This window comes from Paenibacillus sp. FSL P4-0176 (assembly GCF_037975265.1).
Classification (GTDB): Bacteria; Bacillota; Bacilli; order Paenibacillales; family Paenibacillaceae; genus Paenibacillus; species Paenibacillus amylolyticus.
In genome coordinates, this window is the sequence record NZ_CP150242.1 from 3,810,152 (window position 1) to 3,827,407 (window position 17,256).

17 protein-coding genes and 1 pseudogene are annotated in these 17,256 nt (G+C 41.9%); 15 read left to right on the plus strand and 3 right to left on the minus strand.

What is annotated here, in order from left to right; genetic code table 11:
• The first annotated feature begins 7 nt into the window (after window positions 1–7).
• From MKY95_RS17175 to MKY95_RS17195, 5 genes are all read left to right on the plus strand, one after another.
• On the plus strand, window positions 8–1,468 hold the full coding sequence (locus tag MKY95_RS17175; protein WP_339193532.1) for a glycoside hydrolase family 1 protein: 1,461 nt from the start codon (window positions 8–10) through the stop codon (window positions 1,466–1,468).
• Between the two features lie 286 nt (window positions 1,469–1,754).
• Window positions 1,755–2,993: a DNA polymerase IV gene (locus MKY95_RS17180; protein WP_339193534.1), complete on the plus strand. Its 1,239-nt coding sequence runs from the start codon at window positions 1,755–1,757 to the stop codon at window positions 2,991–2,993.
• Window positions 2,990–3,337 carry a YolD-like family protein gene (locus tag MKY95_RS17185; RefSeq protein WP_339193535.1) on the plus strand — a complete coding sequence of 116 codons (348 nt, stop codon included), beginning with the start codon at window positions 2,990–2,992 and terminating at the stop codon, window positions 3,335–3,337. Before MKY95_RS17180 ends, MKY95_RS17185 begins: the two co-directional genes overlap by 4 nt.
• A 1-nt stretch (window position 3,338) precedes the next feature.
• A complete protein-coding gene (locus MKY95_RS17190; protein ID WP_339193537.1) occupies window positions 3,339–3,707 on the plus strand; it encodes a hypothetical protein in 369 nt (122 codons plus the stop codon).
• Window positions 3,708–4,310: 603 nt separating this feature from the next.
• Window positions 4,311–5,144: a radical SAM protein gene (locus MKY95_RS17195; RefSeq protein ID WP_339193539.1), complete on the plus strand. Its 834-nt coding sequence runs from the start codon at window positions 4,311–4,313 to the stop codon at window positions 5,142–5,144.
• Window positions 5,145–5,340: 196 nt separating this feature from the next.
• On the opposite strand, the gene MKY95_RS17200 is transcribed toward MKY95_RS17195, so the two are convergent.
• Window positions 5,341–5,697, minus strand: coding sequence for a helix-turn-helix domain-containing protein (locus MKY95_RS17200; protein WP_036673628.1), 357 nt, complete (start codon window positions 5,695–5,697; stop codon window positions 5,341–5,343).
• A gap of 137 nt (window positions 5,698–5,834) precedes the next feature.
• Here MKY95_RS17200 and MKY95_RS17205 point away from each other — a divergent pair, with 137 nt between their 5' ends.
• From MKY95_RS17205 to MKY95_RS17225, 5 genes are all read left to right on the plus strand, one after another.
• Window positions 5,835–6,491: an ABC transporter permease gene (locus MKY95_RS17205; RefSeq protein WP_339193541.1), complete on the plus strand. Its 657-nt coding sequence runs from the start codon at window positions 5,835–5,837 to the stop codon at window positions 6,489–6,491.
• Between the two features lie 11 nt (window positions 6,492–6,502).
• Window positions 6,503–7,408 carry a glycine betaine ABC transporter substrate-binding protein gene (locus MKY95_RS17210; RefSeq protein WP_339193542.1) on the plus strand — a complete coding sequence of 302 codons (906 nt, stop codon included), beginning with the start codon at window positions 6,503–6,505 and terminating at the stop codon, window positions 7,406–7,408.
• Between the two features lie 13 nt (window positions 7,409–7,421).
• Window positions 7,422–8,192 carry an ABC transporter ATP-binding protein gene (locus tag MKY95_RS17215; protein WP_339193545.1) on the plus strand — a complete coding sequence of 257 codons (771 nt, stop codon included), beginning with the start codon at window positions 7,422–7,424 and terminating at the stop codon, window positions 8,190–8,192.
• The gene (locus tag MKY95_RS17220; protein ID WP_339193547.1) at window positions 8,189–8,716 is read left to right on the plus strand and encodes a zinc-binding dehydrogenase; all 528 of its coding nucleotides are present in this window, start codon (window positions 8,189–8,191) and stop codon (window positions 8,714–8,716) included. Before MKY95_RS17215 ends, MKY95_RS17220 begins: the two co-directional genes overlap by 4 nt.
• A gap of 124 nt (window positions 8,717–8,840) precedes the next feature.
• Window positions 8,841–9,260 carry an ester cyclase gene (locus MKY95_RS17225; RefSeq protein WP_339193549.1) on the plus strand — a complete coding sequence of 140 codons (420 nt, stop codon included), beginning with the start codon at window positions 8,841–8,843 and terminating at the stop codon, window positions 9,258–9,260.
• Between the two features lie 83 nt (window positions 9,261–9,343).
• On the opposite strand, the pseudogene MKY95_RS17230 reads toward MKY95_RS17225, so the two are convergent.
• Window positions 9,344–10,653, minus strand: a pseudogene (locus tag MKY95_RS17230) (amidohydrolase family protein).
• Between the two features lie 166 nt (window positions 10,654–10,819).
• On the opposite strand from MKY95_RS17230, the gene MKY95_RS17235 reads away from it, so the two are divergent.
• The 3 genes from MKY95_RS17235 to MKY95_RS17245 all read left to right on the plus strand — a co-directional run bounded on the left by MKY95_RS17235 (window position 10,820) and on the right by MKY95_RS17245 (window position 13,071).
• Window positions 10,820–11,248 carry a MarR family transcriptional regulator gene (locus tag MKY95_RS17235; protein WP_036613915.1) on the plus strand — a complete coding sequence of 143 codons (429 nt, stop codon included), beginning with the start codon at window positions 10,820–10,822 and terminating at the stop codon, window positions 11,246–11,248.
• Between the two features lie 163 nt (window positions 11,249–11,411).
• Window positions 11,412–11,858, plus strand: coding sequence for a GNAT family N-acetyltransferase (locus MKY95_RS17240; RefSeq protein ID WP_127549270.1), 447 nt, complete (start codon window positions 11,412–11,414; stop codon window positions 11,856–11,858).
• A 421-nt stretch (window positions 11,859–12,279) separates the two neighbouring features.
• The gene (locus tag MKY95_RS17245) at window positions 12,280–13,071 is read left to right on the plus strand and encodes an SDR family oxidoreductase (protein WP_047843236.1); all 792 of its coding nucleotides are present in this window, start codon (window positions 12,280–12,282) and stop codon (window positions 13,069–13,071) included.
• Window positions 13,072–13,231: 160 nt separating this feature from the next.
• Here MKY95_RS17245 and MKY95_RS17250 read toward each other — a convergent pair whose 3' ends face one another.
• Window positions 13,232–13,489 carry a GlsB/YeaQ/YmgE family stress response membrane protein gene (locus tag MKY95_RS17250; protein ID WP_074095306.1) on the minus strand — a complete coding sequence of 86 codons (258 nt, stop codon included), beginning with the start codon at window positions 13,487–13,489 and terminating at the stop codon, window positions 13,232–13,234.
• A gap of 199 nt (window positions 13,490–13,688) precedes the next feature.
• On the opposite strand from MKY95_RS17250, the gene MKY95_RS17255 reads away from it, so the two are divergent.
• Complete coding sequence (locus tag MKY95_RS17255; RefSeq protein ID WP_339199995.1) at window positions 13,689–15,341, plus strand: extracellular solute-binding protein; 1,653 nt, start codon at window positions 13,689–13,691, stop codon at window positions 15,339–15,341.
• A gap of 74 nt (window positions 15,342–15,415) precedes the next feature.
• Window positions 15,416–17,254, plus strand: coding sequence for a histidine kinase (locus MKY95_RS17260; RefSeq protein WP_339193551.1), 1,839 nt, complete (start codon window positions 15,416–15,418; stop codon window positions 17,252–17,254).
• Window positions 17,255–17,256 lie beyond the last annotated feature (2 nt).

The following is a 17,256-nucleotide window of genomic DNA, read 5'->3' on the forward strand; positions in this document are numbered from 1 at the left end:
ATTTCCAATGAAGAACACAACCGTATTCCCAGACTCTTTTATGTGGGGCGGCGCAACAGCGGCGAATCAATACGAGGGTGCCTGGAACATTGATGGTAAAAAGGCAAGTACAGCAGATATGATGACGGGTGGAACGCATACTATTCCAAGACGGATCACTAAACACATTGAGGAGGGTGTAAACTATCCTTCCCATGAGGCAGTAGACTTTTACCATCATTACAAAGAAGATATCCGTCTGTTTGCAGAGATGGGCTTTCGATGCTTCAGAATGTCCATTGCTTGGTCCAGAATATTCCCCAACGGGGACGATGTAACGCCAAATGAAGCAGGACTTCAATTTTACGACAAGGTGTTCAGTGAACTGAAAAAGTATAATATTGAACCTATCGTTACGATCTCACATTACGAAGCTCCGTTTGCGCTAACAGAGAAATTCAATGCCTGGGCTTCCAGAGAGATGATCGACTGCTACGTACGGTATTGTGAGACCATTTTCACCCGTTACAAGGATGTCGTGAAGTACTGGATTACATTTAATGAGATCAATAGTTTAATTGTTCCAGCAGGAGCATATATAGCAGGGGCATTATTAGTTGATGATAGTGGGGTATTTAACAATACGGTTGTGGATAGTACGCAATTAAGATTCCAGGCTTTACATCATCAATTTATAGCAAGTGCAAAAGCGGTCAAGCTTGCTCATGAGATTAATCCGGCGTTCCAAATCGGTTGTATGATTAATTATAGTCATGGTTACGGAAGTACATGTAAACCGGAAGATATGTTGAAGGCTCTGAGAATGGATCAGATTAACAATATGCTGAGCAGCGACGTGCAAGTTAGAGGGGAATACCCTGACTTTGCCAAGAGATATTTTAATGAGAACAATATTCAGATTGAGATGGCAGAAGAAGACGTAGAAGTGCTAAAACAAGGCTGTGTTGATTTCTATAGCTTCAGCTACTACAAGTCTCATGTAGTGGGTACCCGCCCAGAAGGTGATGAGACCCAGGGGAATGTCTTTGGTGGATTCAAAAATCCTTATTTGAAGGCAAATGATTGGGGATGGCAAATCGATCCAGTTGGACTTCGTTACGTACTCAATCATGTGTACGATCGGTATAGAATCCCTATAATGATCGTTGAAAATGGTCTAGGAGCGGTTGATGTCATAAAAGAGGATGGCTCTATCCATGATACGTACAGGATCAATTTCCTGCGAGATCATATCGAACAAATGAGAGAAGCTATCCTCGATGGCGTTAATCTTATCGGCTACACGGCTTGGGGTTGCATCGACATCGTTAGTGCCTCAACTGGCGAAATGGAGAAACGCTACGGATTCATTTATGTAGATAAGGATAACAAGGGCAGAGGTACCCTGAAAAGAAGTAAAAAGGACAGTTTCCACTGGTATAAAAAGGTGATTGAATCCAACGGGGAAAGATTGGATTTGGAAATATAATTTGCAATCGAACGAAAGATGATTCAATCTTTAAATTCCATCAAATTGACCAAGTACTTATCACTTTGTGAGACAAGTACTTGGTTTTTTGTGCATCAATAATAAAACTAAGAACTAATTATTTTGATGGCTAAAGTGGCTGACAATATCCAGTCTACAGTTCATTATGGTGTCCAAGGGTTTTCAAAATCTAAATATAAATATTTACCTCTTGCATAAAGAACATGTGTTCGGTCTATAATGTATACAAACATACGTTCTTAAAAGTACAGGAGTGATTTCAGTGTTGACTAAGCAACGAACCATTATGCTCATTGATATGCAGAGCTTTTATGCTTCAGTCGAAAAGGCAAAAATGCCTCAATACAAAAATAGACCATTAGCTGTTGCGGGAGACCCCGCAAGACGCTCTGGAATTATCCTTGCCGCTTGTCCACTAGCCAAAGCGAAGGGTGTGTCTACCGCGGAACCACTCTGGCAGTCTCTTCAGAAGTGCCCTGAACTGATCATTGTGAGACCACACATGCAAGAATATATCGAAGTATCCACTCAAATCATGTCCATTATTGAAGAGTTCACCGATCTGGTCGAACCGTACAGTATAGACGAATTATTCGCTGATTTTACAGGGTCTATGCATCTATTCGGTAATGATCCAATCGATTTGGCCAAGCAAATTCAAGACAAAATCTATAATGAAACAGGCGTTTACGCAAGAGCTGGCATTGGTGAAAACAAAATCATCAGTAAATTGTGCTGTGATATGATCGCTAAAAAAGCAGAGGGGGGTATTTTCCACTTAAAGAAAGAGGAATTACACCTCCACATTGGAGATAAGCCCATCCGCGATATGTGGGGGATCGGCTCAAGAATGGAAAAACATCTGTGGAAGATGGGCATCCGAACCATTAGAGACCTGGCGAATACGCCTCTTTCCAAGTTAAGAAGTAAGTGGGGTGTTAATGGAGAAGTCATTTGGCGAGTCGCAAATGGACTCGACAATTCGCCGGTAACCGTCAACACGCACAGTACACAAAAAGATATTGGAAACGGAATGACCCTACCTAGAGATTTCACAGAGGCTTGGGAGATCGAAGTGGTTATTCTCGATATCTGCACAGAAGTATGCAGAAGAGCCCGCAAAAAGGGACTGATGAGTAGTGTCGTATCCGTAAGTGTATCTGGAGCGGATTTTGATCACCCCACTGGTTTTCACAGGCAGGTTAAACTGTCTGATCCTACAAACATAACCGTTGATGTATGCAAGATAGCCAAACGCATATTTCATCAACACTGGGATGGGCAACCTGTGCGCCGTGTAGGCGTATCCCTGTCTCAATTATCCAACGCGGATACATATCAACTATCTTTTTTTGATGATCAAGAACAGAAACGGGCCATTGATCAGGTGATGGACGACATTAAGGATCGATTTGGCGACATTGCCATTCTACGAGCAAGCTCCATTACGGCTGCGGGTCAAGCGATCGATCGAGCATCTAAAATTGGGGGGCATTATAAATGAGCAAAAAACTGGAGGCCAATGGATTATGGGAATCGAGCCGCATGATGCTTCCTCAACATAAAGAACGAATTATACAGCATCGTACTCAAGTTCATTATCTAACGAAACCGCTGATCCATGAAGATGAGTGGGAGATTATTACACAAAATATAGATATGTCGCTCAATTATACATTGCAAGCCACCTTTGAAATATTTACTGAGTCAGGCAATCGTTATATACACGGGATCGTCACTTCAGTCAGTACCTTTGGAAAGAAAATCAAAATTGAAATGGAGAATGGATTTGAATGGGTCGATTTTGATCAATTGGTCGCTGTGAAACTTGAAGAAGGAGGCGTGTAAAGTGCGACAGACTTTCGAGGAACTTTCACTCGTGAAGAGGGTGGTAGAGCTCCCTTATCTTTTAGGTGCTCTGGAGGTAGATAAGCATAAAATATACGCTTCAAACTTCAAAATGAAATCTGTGTATGTTGACTATCTGGACGGTACCCAAAAGAAAATTGCTTTAGAGATGTACAAATCGAAACAAACGCTAAAGGAACATCATATTAAAATCATAGATGAAGTGAGATCTGAACTGAGTTTAACGGTAGATTATTCGGTGAGAGGTTACATTCATAAAATGACATTATTATGGAGCAAAGTGAAAGTGGATGTAACCTTAATGCTTACTGAACATATGAACGTTGATATTACTGATTTTCTCAAATGAACATAGAAAAATAAGAGTCTAACTCATCGATGCGGCAACCAATACGAGCAGAACTTTCGGCAAACCGGGAATCACAAAAAAGATAAATAAAAAGGCAGAGTAAACTATGTTTGGATCTCAAAGATAAAAAAACTCCATTATTATATATCTGCCCCTGTATTCAGTAAGGACATTCAAAAGAAAAGCCGCGAAGGGGGAGGAATAGCAGAAGGTTTAAGACAGTCTAAAAATCAGCAGGATGCCCAATTTCCGGGTTCGCTTGCGAGACGTAATTATCAAGTCATCATTGTAGGGAAACAATTGCTCCAATATAAGGATTGGTTTAAAGTACTTGATGTCACGTTCCGCGATCCTCGCAATACGATTACCGACCGCATCATTGCTTTTGACGGTCCTATTGCGGATATTTTCAATTTTCAAGCCAAAGATAAGCTGCCGTTACCTTTATTTATAAAAACGGTTGTTTTGTTGTTAACACCTAATAGTTACATTCTGGTTCCTATCTAATCAAAAGGTGCCTACTTTTCAAGTAGCATGAGAAATTTTAAGATAAAACGCAAGAGGAGAAGTGGGCATAAAAGTAATTGAGGGGATGGTAGCGTCATGCCAATTGAAATCAAAGACATTGTGTCTAAGAAAATATTAAGTGAAGTAAAAGGTTATCTAGATATTGGTTTTACTCATTCACTAAATCCCTATACGGGTTGTGCATTTGCTTGCGAATACTGTTACGTCAGAGAAATGCCTATTCAAAAGTTTAAGGATATTCCTTGGGGATCGTGGGTGGATGTCAAGAAAAATGCAGCAGAAAACTATCTAAAGGAAGTCTCTCTTCTAAGACGTAAAAATAAACCCATAAGTATATTCATGTCATCAGCCACAGATCCTTATCAACCTGTAGAGCAGAGGGCAAACATTACAAGAAGCCTAATGGAAGAAATGGATAAAAACCCACCAGATTCACTTCAAATTCAAACTAGAAGCCCGCTGGTTGCCAGAGACCTTGATATACTGCTGAAATTAAAGGAAAAATGTAGAATTATGGTTTCAATGACAATCGAGACAGATCGCGAAGACGTGAAACGAATTTTTTCGCCTTATGCTCCTGGAATAGATTTACGAGTTAAAGCCTTGAAAAAGATAAATGATGCAGGGATACATACACAAGTATCTATTTCCCCTGTGCTACCTTTTTCACCTAATTTCGCTAACATGTTACAAGGCATAACTGATCGAATTTGGATTGATACGCTATTGATTGGTGATGGTCAAATGGGGATGAGATCTAAGCGGTTAGGGATGCCACAATTATTTGAGGCGAACGGCTGGGAGAAATGGTACGAGAAAAGAATTCATCTGAAAGTCGAAAAATATTTTAAGGCAAGGTTTCCATCTGAAATTATTCATGTATCCAAAAACAGTGCATATCCATTTTGATTTTAAATAGCCAATTATTTAATGAGGATCTTGTCCGTTTTTTCTTCATGCAATAGAAATATTGCAGAAACTGGTGTTCGAAGATCAACTCTCTCATACGAATTAATGGAGGACGCATGAGTCCTCCATTGACTTAACTTGAAGATGTAGAGGAATTTATTCTATTTTGAAATGACCGTGGAGTAACAATTTGACATCATTCACTCTGATGAATATCGTTTGGAAGTTCATCATTGAGTTTCTGGTACCCGAGTCCCCATGTTTCCATAGAGAATATAATTGGCTTCAGTGAATTTCCTAAATCACTTAAGCTGTATTCGACTCTCGGAGGGACTTCTGCAAAAACAGTACGAATGACAATTCCATCCTCTTCCATTGAACGTAAATTTTCAGTGAGAACCTTTTGACTGATCTCCGGGATACTTTTACGAAGTTCTCCGAATCGTTGAGTTCCCTTCAAAAGATCCCTCATAACCAATAACTTCCACTTGTTACCTATCAAGCCAACTGTCGTTGCCACGGGACACAACGGCAAATCTTTTTTTGGAATCACTACATTATCGCCTCCAATAGTTACTATTAGGTTCCTATACAACAAAAAGGTGCCTACTTTCAAAACCACTACATTGCTTATATTATAGTTCTGTCGATAAAAAAAGCAAATGAAAATGAATGAAAGGAGGAGGGGTTTTGCAAGAAAGTTTATGGATGCAACTGGGTGACTATTTTTCGAATCATATGTTAACGTTCTTGAATTCTTGGAGACAGCATTTAGAGATCAGTTTATTGGCATTGATGGGTTCTACACTTATCGGAATTACATTAGGTACCTTATCAACTAAATACGGTCGTTCCGAAAAATGGATCCTTTCGTTATTTCAAACATTACGAATCGTTCCCAGCCTAGCGATCTTACTTCTGTTGCTTCCTATCATGGGTACTGGAATTAGGCCGGCCCTTGTCGCTCTCATTATTTTAGGAATCCCTCCTATCTTAATGAATACAGTATCCGGGTTACAAAGTGTGTCCATGTCTTTACTTGAATCTGCACAAGGTGTAGGGATGTCTGAACGACAAATTAGATGGAAAATCCAATTTCCAGTGGCTGGACCATTGATTTTGACAGGGATTAAAACCGCTGCGATTGAAATTATCGCCAGTGCTACTTTGGCTGCCAAAATTGGAGCTGGCGGATTAGGAGAGATCATTTTTACCGGTTTAGGGCTCAATCGAACGGATTTACTTTTAATTGGTGGTATTTCAGTAGCGATTCTGGCTATTGGTATAGGGTTTATTTTAGATCTGTCTGAACGTGTATTGTTTAGATATAAATTCTTGCAAAGGTAGGGTCCACACAAATGAAAAAGAACATAAAGAAAAAATTAGTTTTAGCCATTTCAATCACGCTTGTTTTGTCCATAATTTTGAGTTCATGTGGTAATAAAACGAATAATAATGGATCGACAATACGAATTGGTTCAAAAGACTTCACTGAGAATTTAATTGTCGGGGAGCTATATGCGTTGGCTTTGGAGAGCGCGGGGTATCAAGTTGAGCGGTTTCCCAATATTGCGGGTTCCATCATTCATTCATCGATTGTTAATAACGATATCGATATGTACCCAGAGTACACAGGTACGGGTTTGTTGGCCGTTTTGAAGATGAATTTGATGACAGATCCGGATGAAGTGTATACAACAGTCAAAGAAGAGTACAAAAAGCAATTTAATATCTCATGGCTCGATTATTCAAAAGCAAATGATGGAGCAGGTCTCGTTATTCGAACGGAAGTATCACAAAAATTAGGGATCAAGACCATTACTGACTTGCAAAAACATGCCGGTGAGATTCGATTTGCTTCCCAAGGAGAGGTTGACCAGCGCGCTGACGGTATTCCAGCATTAGAGAAAGTGTATGGCAAGCTCAAATGGAAATCATCCAAAGTATATGATAACAGTTTGAAATATGAAGTGCTTAGAAACAACGAGGCTGATGTCGCGCCCGCATATACCACTGAAGGTCAGTTGGTGAACAAAGACGAGTTCACTCTATTGGAAGATGACAAACAAGTATGGCCACCTTATAACTTGGCGCCTGTTATCCGTGATAATGTGCTCTCAACGGACCCCGGCATCGCTGAAGTGATCAACAAGGTTAGTTCGGTATTGGATACAGACACCGTAACCGCACTAAACGCAAAAGTGGACGTAGACAAAGAAGAATATGAAGATGTAGCAAAAGAATTTTATGATTCCATTAAATAAGGATGGCGTTAACATGAATCCAACAGCAATCGAATTCCATGATGTGAGCAAAACATATTCAGATTCCAATGAATTTGCAGTTGATCATGTGAACTTGTCGATAAGTGAAGGAGAGTTTATTACAATCCTCGGCTCCTCTGGATCAGGAAAAACAACTTTATTGAAGATGGTGAATCGGCTTAATGATCCTTCCCACGGGATTATTAAAATATTTGGGGAGGATATCGCTGGAGTTGATCCTGTAAAACTTAGAAGGAAAATTGGCTATGTTATTCAGCAAGTAGGCTTGTTCCCTCACATCAATATTGAACAAAATATATCTACTGTTCCTCGTCTTTTGAAATGGGACAAAAAGAAAATCGAAGAACGGGTACAAGAATTGTTAGCTTTGGTTGGGTTAGATTCAGAGAACTTCAAACGACGTTATCCTTCACAATTGTCCGGAGGACAGCAACAGAGAATTGGTCTTGCGCGAGCATTAGCAACCGATCCCAATATTATGCTGCTGGATGAACCCTTTGGGGCCTTGGATGCCATTACGCGCTTAAATCTCCAGGATGAACTCTTGAAAATTCATGGTGGAATGAAAAAAACCTTTTTGTTCGTGACTCATGATATTAATGAAGCATTCAAGATGGGAACCAGGGTTATGATTATGAATCAGGGGAAGGTTTGCCAGTTCGATACCCCGAGAGAAATTGTAACTCATCCTGCAGATGATTTTGTGCACTCACTCATTCAATCTTCGAAGGAGCAAGAACGCTTCTGGGGGAACTTAAAATGATCGACTATGCCATTAAACATCCGGATAAGTTGGTACAAGCATTATTGGAGCATGTGGAGATCCTCATTCTGACCATGCTGCTCTCTGTGATCATTGCAATCGTTTTAACCATCTTAGCTCTGGCCTCTGATAAAGTATCTAGATCACTCATTTACATGTTTTCAATCTTGTATTCTATTCCGAGCTTGGCTTTGTTTGCAATAATGATCCCTGTGACCGGATTGGGGAAAACGACAGCCATTACCGTGCTCATTGCCTATAACCAATATATCCTTCTACGTCAGTTCATTGCAGCTTTGAATCATGTTTTTACAGCGTTCACCAGTGAAGTTATCAAAGAAAGTACACTGATCTCTTTATTTGAGCATATCCAAAAACATGGTATAGTCCCACCTATTGCTCGAGTCTTTACACTCGAGGAGATTGGAAAGGCACATCTTTTAATGGAAAGTAACACCGCAAACGGTAAGATCGTTATATCCAATGATATTGTAGAGACGAATGATAACTTCTCTGCAACCTAGAGATAAAATAATAGTTACAAAAAGGTGCCTATATAACAAAAAGGTGCCTACTTACCAATTATCTAAAGTAGCGATAAAATTTAAGTGAAGGCATATGCTCACGAAAATAGAAAGGGGTTTAAATATGACGATTACAGAAAACAAACAATTAATGCACCGTTTCACGAACTTCATTAATACGGCAAGCAAGGAACTTGCTGAAGAATTGATTTCTCCAGATGCTGTTTTTTATGTACCTATGCAAAAAGAACCAATGAATGGTCCCAGTGGTTATCTCTCCATAATTCATATGATGAGATCTGGTTTTTCCGATATACAGTGGACTGTTAAGGAGCTAGTAGCAGAAAAGGATCTAATAGCAGCTCATTTTGTCATGAAGGGCACACAAGACGGAGAGTTTCTCGGGTTTCCACCAACGAGCAAAAAAATCGAAGTAAATGCAATGAATTTTTATCGGATCTCCAATGGCCAAATTATTGAAGAGTATGGTCAACCCGATATGCTTGGCTTGCTTCAACAAATAGGGGCAATTCCAAAAGCATAATTAGATTAAAGTAGAAGAGGGACTGCATTTTTGCACTCCCTCTTCTTAGTGATTTTACAATTAGGAAATATAATCTACTAGTTCTAGCCTAGTTTTTGCGAACCATTGAACCACACGGATTTGATTGACAAGGTATCTGAAATATTAGTGATCGGATCACCGTTTATGAGAATAAGATCAGCACGTGCACCTTCGGTAATCCGGCCACGATCATGTAGACCAAAGCAACGGGCCGGTTTGGAAGTAGCCGACTGAAGAGCTTCGATCGGAGTGAACCCAGCCTTCACCAGCAGCTGCATTTCGTGGTGAACACTGGCCCCATGAGCAAGGCCACCAAGGTTCGGAACGGGAACCGGCGCGACATCCGTCCCTACAAGAATATCAACTCCGGCACGGTGAAGATCCATCACATTTTTGAAGCTGTTCTCCATGTTACCTTGTGGGAATGTATTGAAGCTTGAGTTCAAGATATCGATCCAATCCGGACTTAATTTGGAATGAACTCGTGGATCATTAGCCAATTCTGATGCCGGATTACCTATAATCGATGAATTCAACACCAAGCACGGTGTAACAAAAACTCCAGAATCAGCTATGGATTTGACCAATTCGGACGTGTACTCGGGTCTGTCGATAAACAAGTGGCCCAAACCGTCGACTCCAAAATCGATGGCTGCTTTCGATGAAAGAGCCGTCAAAACGTGGGCAATAACCAACTTATTGAACTTGTGGGCTTCAGTAACGGCTGTTTTTAGAATCTCGTCACTTAGAACAGGCAGGCCAGGTGCACCCATAACCGTTCCCTCTTCAATCATGATCTTAATATAGTCAGATCCATTCTCCACTTGGGTATGCACATGTTTGATCGCTTCATCAACCGTCGTCACTTGAGGTATTTCGTCGTGATCGTGAGCGTAGGCGGCTAACATTGCTTCCCGGTCTTCCTCCGATAACTTCTCTAGTTCCTTTAATACGAATTCAGGTATTTCATTCCATCAGGTAGTAATTCATCTGGGTGCCCACCAGGAGCGGTAATCGCTGTACCAGCAGATCGAACGTCTGCGATGTCATCGACATTTTTTAGCTGAATTTCGCGCCCTCTTTTCGTAAAATCGCCGTTCATTTCGAGTTCTGTTGTAACACCGAATTTTAAGGCATCTCGTAATCCACCAATGGAGGTATGGACATGTGCATCAATCAGACCAGGTATTAATGTCGCATTTTCTCCATCGATAATTGTTGCATCGCTTGGGATGTCTCCGCCCACTGAAATAATGGAAACCCCTTTAATGACAATATGTCTGGGAGCAATAATCTGATATCCATCAAAGATTCGTACATTTGTAATCGCCGTAATTCCTTCTGATCCAGCATTCTGATTTAATTTCTCCATCATAACTCCTCCTAATGTGTTTGTGTTTCAACACTTCGGAGTATAACTGTTAGATATCTAACAGTCAATAGTCTAACTTTTGTTTGACAAGCCTACTGGGATCACTGTATATTTTAGCTACTTACAATTAGATTCCTAACAATTACAGAGGGGACGATGGACGGTCATGCCTTCCCGAGAAGATACGCCTTATATGGAGTTGTTTCAAATTATCGGTCTTAAGTTAAAGAAAAGAGCGGATGAGAGTATAAAAGAGCTAGGATTAAGTTCTCAACAAGGAAAAGTAATCGATTATATTTATGAGAATCAAGATAATCATATTATTCAAAAGGATCTTGCAGATCGGTTTCATCTGCGTGGGGCAAGCGTTACAAGCATGCTTCAAGGTCTAGAGCAAAAAGGTTTCATCGAACGTAAAATCCCGGCCAATAATGAACGGCAAAAAAATATTTATGTATTACCAAAAGCGGTTGACTTGATTGAAGACTTCAATAACTCATTTCAAAAAGTGGAGGATGAAATCGTTCAAGCCCTTAATGACGAGGAGAAGCAAATCTTAAAGAAATTACTGATCAGAATTAATGAACGCATATAATAGACTGGCAGGCAGAGGTAACTGGTGGCCATAGAACACTGATGACATTGATTTCTCATCAGGAATTATTACTTACAATGGAACGGAAATCTTGGATCAAGAAGATATTTTTCAAGTCATTACTGCATCGTTTGAAAATCTTTCTATTTAAGGCGGTATATTAATAAACAAACTTGAAATTAAAGTATCTAACTATAATCCCAAGTATGCTGAACATACAGTGAAAATGTGGAGAGATAGTAAGGAACGGGCAATTGGTCAGGCTGAAACCCATAGCTTCGAAAACCATCTATATTTTTTAAATCATATACTATCTAAACAGTATCAAATAGATTTAGCGTTAATTGATGAAAAAGTAGTTGGAATGATTGCCTATAGTGAAACTGAGATAAGCCAACTTTATATTCATATTGATTATCAAGGGAATGGAATAGGGCGAACCTTGCTTAATAAAGCAAAAGCACAAGCAAATGGAAAATTAACTTTATATACATTTGAAGTGAATAAAGATGCCCAAAAATTTTATGAGAATAATGGGTTTGAAATTACTGGTAGAGGACAAGAAAATGAAGAGAATTTACCTGATATACGATATGAATTGAAGTTGTAAGAATTGAAGTTGTAAAAATCGAACATAAAGTTAAATTCAAAAAAGTGAACAGTCTGCAGGTTAGCAGGATGCTTGACCACCCAACCATTTTCACTGGAAATGTAATCCCATGTATTTGTCTTGACAGTAATTGAGTCTGACTCGTAATATTTAAAGTGGAGATGTAGGAAAGGGGACTCGCCGGACCATGTGGACTTCCTTGTAATGATTATCTAAACTGGATCGCTCGACTTGGTGTTTTGGTTATAACCACACGCCTGGTTTGTGATGCCGATCCGCAATCATTCAAGGGACGCGAGGAACCGTTTGAATCAAACCCGGGCGCGGATACTTGATGTATCCGCTTTTTGTTATACCTAGGATAATTCCATCTCCAATGAAAAATGGTTTTCTCCCTCCCTTATTAAACGGAGGTAATAAAATGACCAAACTATACGGAAAAACCGCTATTGTGACAGGCACAAGCCGCCCCGGAGGTATTGGAACCGCTGTCTGCCGCACGTTGGCACAAGAAGGCGCTAATGTGTTCTATACCCATCTGTACGATTACGATAAAACAGAGAATCCGGGGGATGCCGACAAAAACTGGCCGGATCTCTTTGCCGAAGAACTTCGCTCCTATGGCGTTAAGGCAGCGCATATGGAGGTCGATCTTACCGATCCCAATTCTCCAGCGCAACTGCTTGATGCATGCCGATCGGCTCTCGGGCTGCCGACCATTCTCGTCAACAACGCTACCTACAGTGTAGCAGCTGATTTCCGTCAATTAAATGCATCATTGATCGATGCGCACTGTGCCATGAACATTCGAGGTACATTCATGCTATCGGCCGAATTTGCGCGTATGCTGGAGGTTGAACTGGCCGTCCATCAGGACCTTTGCGGCGGCCGGATCATCAACCTCACGTCCGGTCAAGGTAAGGGGCCGATGCCTGGCAATCTCGCTTATGCCGCAACGAAAGGCGCTGTCTCCACCTTTACCGAATGTCTATCTGCTGAACTGGCTCCGTTTCACATTACTGTGAATGCGGTTGATCCCGGGCCTACCGATACGGGTTGGATGTCAGAAGAAGTGAAAAAAGCTTTGCTACCGGAATTTCCGATGGGCAGGATCGGTCTTCCTGAAGATGTATCCCGTCTGATTGCTTTTCTGGCAAGCGACGATTCCCAATGGATCACCGGACAAATCATTCATTCTAGAGGTGGTTTCTAATTTCCATAAAACCAAAGGAGGCCGCCGATCAACAGGATCGGCGGCTTTATTCGACTACCGGGTGGAAACTACACTTTATGAAGAAGATTATGCAACGGTGGCGAAAGAAGCTTTACTTCAATACCCAATCAATTGGTTAAAAACTTGTCGTCTCCGCCTTTTAACGTCTTCGGAACGCTCCACCGCGCGCCAGAGCATAGAAAATCAAGAGAGCAATGATCGACCCGACGATCGCGGGTATGATATGAAATCCACCCACCACCGGCCCCCTCGGTCCCAACAGTTCATACCCTAACCACGATCCAACAAAGCCAGCAATGATATTGCCGAGTACGCCTCCCGGCACGTCCCGTCCAATCAGATTTCCGCTTAACCAGCCAATTAGCCCACCGACAATAAGTATCCAGATTAAATACACGAATTGGTCTCCCTTCCATTGATTTATTACAAGTTATGTTTCGTTAGGGGGAATGTTGCGGATCATCTGCGAATCGACCATTAAACCATTTCCATTTTAATCCAAGGGTAGTAAAATCGGTTGTACCACCACTAGTATGAATGCTGATGCAGATGGGGATTGGAGATCGCCAGTATAGGAAGGAGGCACTTAGGTGTTCATGTTTCGAAGTCCTTTTATTATAGCCTTATTGATGATGTGTCTGATGTCAGGCTTGACTGCTTGTTCTGAGTCAGAGCAATCGGAAGATAGGCGTGCTTCGACAAAGGTTGACTTCACGGAGCAGATACAGAGCCTTAATCTGAATCTGGAAGAACCGTCATGGAAGCTGGATACCACCCCCGTGAATCTAACGTGGTTCGTTGGAGCTGAATGGTACGGGCAAACTTGGGGTGAGAGCCTGACTTCCAAATATGTCACCCAAAAAACAGGGGTCAATATCGAATTTGAAGTATCAACTGGTGAACCAAGCGAGATGTTATCACGGATGTTGACGACCGGTAGTCTGCCGGATCTGATAACCATCGGCTCCTGGGAGAGTGCGGTTAACAAACTTCGGGAGAGTAATCTCATCTATGCCCTGGATGAGCTAGCCAACCAGTATGATCCTTACTTTTACAAGGTAGCAGGTGATGATGCTCTGCAATGGTATCGGCAGGAAGACGGCCATACCTATGTCATCCCCAATGATGCGTACAGTCCCGAACAGATGCGTTCAACCGGCTTGACGGGAGCGAACCAAACCTTTCTCGTACGTAAAGATCTGTATGAGTCGATGGGCAAACCGGACCTTACCACACCAAAAGGTTTTCTAAATGCATTGCAATTGCTGAAGAATCAATATTCTGTTTATAAAGGCAAGCTGATCAGTCCGTTCTGGGCACAGGGGAATGCATCCTATGGGATGACCGAATATTTGCAAAATCTGCTTGCGATCCCCCATGAACAGAACGGTAAAGTATACGACCGAATGACAGATCCGGATTATATTGAGTGGCTGAAAACATTTCGTATCGCTTACGAGCAGGGCCTGATTAATGTTGATTTTCTGGTCGACTCCAGTGCACAGGTGCAGGAAAAAACCAACCAAGCCCAATATTTTATGATGATTCGGGAATGGACAGACATAGCAGACCTTAATTCGAAATTGGAAGTCCTTACGAATCAGAGTTCATACTATATTGCTGTAGATGGACCCCGGAGCAGCAGGGGAGAATCCGCCAAACTGTTTCCTGGCAGCATGGATGGCTGGATGGTTACGATGATTAGCAGATCCACGGAAAACCCTGAACGGGCCATCCGATTTTTGACCTATCTGGCCAGCGAAGAAGGCCAAAGGGATTTATTTTTGGGCAAAGAAGGTGAAACCTGGGCGATGAAGAACGGCAAACCACAGTTGACGGCGGCAATGCTTCAGTTGCATGACACGGATAGGGAGCGGCTGGAAAAGGAATATGGCATTATGGATACCTACTGGATGCTGCGAAACCCTGCTTTCGTTAACAAGTGGAGACCAGAGAATGCCCCATCCATTAAGCAAATGGAGGAGTTCGCCAACCAACAGGCCGATCTGGACAGCGGCATCTATAAGGGACTAGATCCTATAGGGGATTCCGATATAGCGTTAGCCTGGTCACGTATTTCTCAGAATTGGGAAGAAGTGCTGCCAGAACTGATTACAGCGAAGGATGAAGCTGCCTTTGACAAAATTTTTGAAAATTTTCTGATACGTCGTGTGAACTATGGCTTTAACCAGGTGATGGAATATCGCCAGGCTGAACTGGAACTGAGAAAAGCCAAATTAGTCAGATAACCATTCCCTACTACATTGTTAACGATCAGCTAACTAGTAATATATGGTATAACAAAGGTGGTGAATACATCAGCATGAAATACCTACTAACGAGATTGAGGAAGATTTATCGCAATGCCCGTATATCCCAAAAGCTGTTTCTGGCATTTAGCCTGATGATTGCCATACCTGTTATTTTGATATCCTTCGTGTATATCCGCATGCAAGAAACCCAGCTATATAAGGATGCTATGGCAACGGGCAACAGCCACGTTTCATGGCTGAATGAACAATTGCGCAGAAGAATGGATATGATTGAGAACGCTTCCAACACGGCTCTTACTCAAAAGTCATTTGTGGATTTTATTCATTCCAATATGCTTGTGGATGGACTGCGGCTGGTGAAGTTTAAGCAAAACCAGTTTGAGCAAATGCTTAATATTATTCAAAGCAATGCGATAATTAGTGAGCTTAGCTTTTACGTCGATAACCCAAACTTGTATGAAATCTGGCCTGAAATCTATCATTATAAGAAATTTTGGCCGCAGGATTATTGGGTAAAGCTTCGGGACGAAGGTGGTGCGGCTTACCGTTTATTTTCTTTTAGGGATGGTGAACACACATTATCCTACTATCGTCTGGTTCGCCTTCAAGGGCAGGAACAAAAACGCCCTAGTATTATGGAAGTGCGAGTCCCGCACAGCATGTTTTTCAGCGACCTGCTCCAGGAGAGCAAGGGGGACTTCTTTTCGGTGTTGATGAACGCAAGCGATCCTCCCCAGTATGTTTACAATCCCCAGCATGAGTTTTCTGAGAAGTATGGGCAGGGGATGGAGGAGATTCTTGGCAGTATTCATCACCAGCTGGATATATTGCCGCAGGAAAGCCCGCTTCAGGTTAAGGTGGGAGATCAGAGCTTCTATGCATTGTATCGATACATCGCTCCGTTGAACACTTATGTGGTTGAGATTGCTTCCCATCAGGCATTGATGAAGGGACCGCGCAGTTGGTATGCATTTGTGGTAACGATTACATTATGTGTATTGCTGCTGATTATGCTACTCGTATCCCAAACGACACGGCGTATTTTCCGGCGGTTGGACAGCGTATTGGTATCCATGCGTCAGGTACGGAAAGGCGAGCTGGATTCAATGATTGATACAGGCCTTGATGAGAACGAAAGAGGGGATGAAATCGATGAGGTGGCAGTGAATTACAATAAAATGTTACATGAGGTCAAACGTCTAATGACACAGGTCGTGGATAAGCAGTTAATTGCCAAAAACGCACAGTTGCACTCCCTGCATTCGCAGATTAATTCTCATTTTCTATATAACGCCCTGGAATCGATCCGTATGGTGGCAGAGGTACAGCGGCAGCCTGCTATAGCCAATTCATTGGTGTCGTTGGGCTCCCAACTACGTTACAGCATGCAGTGGCGTAGCGATACCGTTGCTTTTCGTGAGGAGCTTGCCAATATCCAAAGTTATATTGAATTTATCAACTTTATGGAAGGTGGCAGTATCGTTATGACGGCGGATCTTCCTCAGGAGATACTTCGCTATGCCATTCCCAAGATGTGTATGCAGCCCATCGTTGAAAATGCAGTTCATCACGGGGCACTTTCAGGCAGGAGGGTAACTATAGAGATTACCTTTTCTGTGGAAAATGACAGTCTGCTTTTCATTAACATAAGAGATGACGGAAAGGGGTTAGAGCCTGAGATGTTACACCGTCTTCAGGCAGTACTGCGGAGCGAATCGGATACACCGATGGTTACTAGCAGGAGCGGACTTGGTTTGGAAAACGTGAATAAGCGATTGCAGCTTCATTATGGCAAGAATTGCGGTCTTTGGATTGATAGTGTGCAAGGTGCATATACCTGCGTAACGATACGCTTGCCTTGGGAAAATGTAAATCTTGGAGGGTGGTAGAG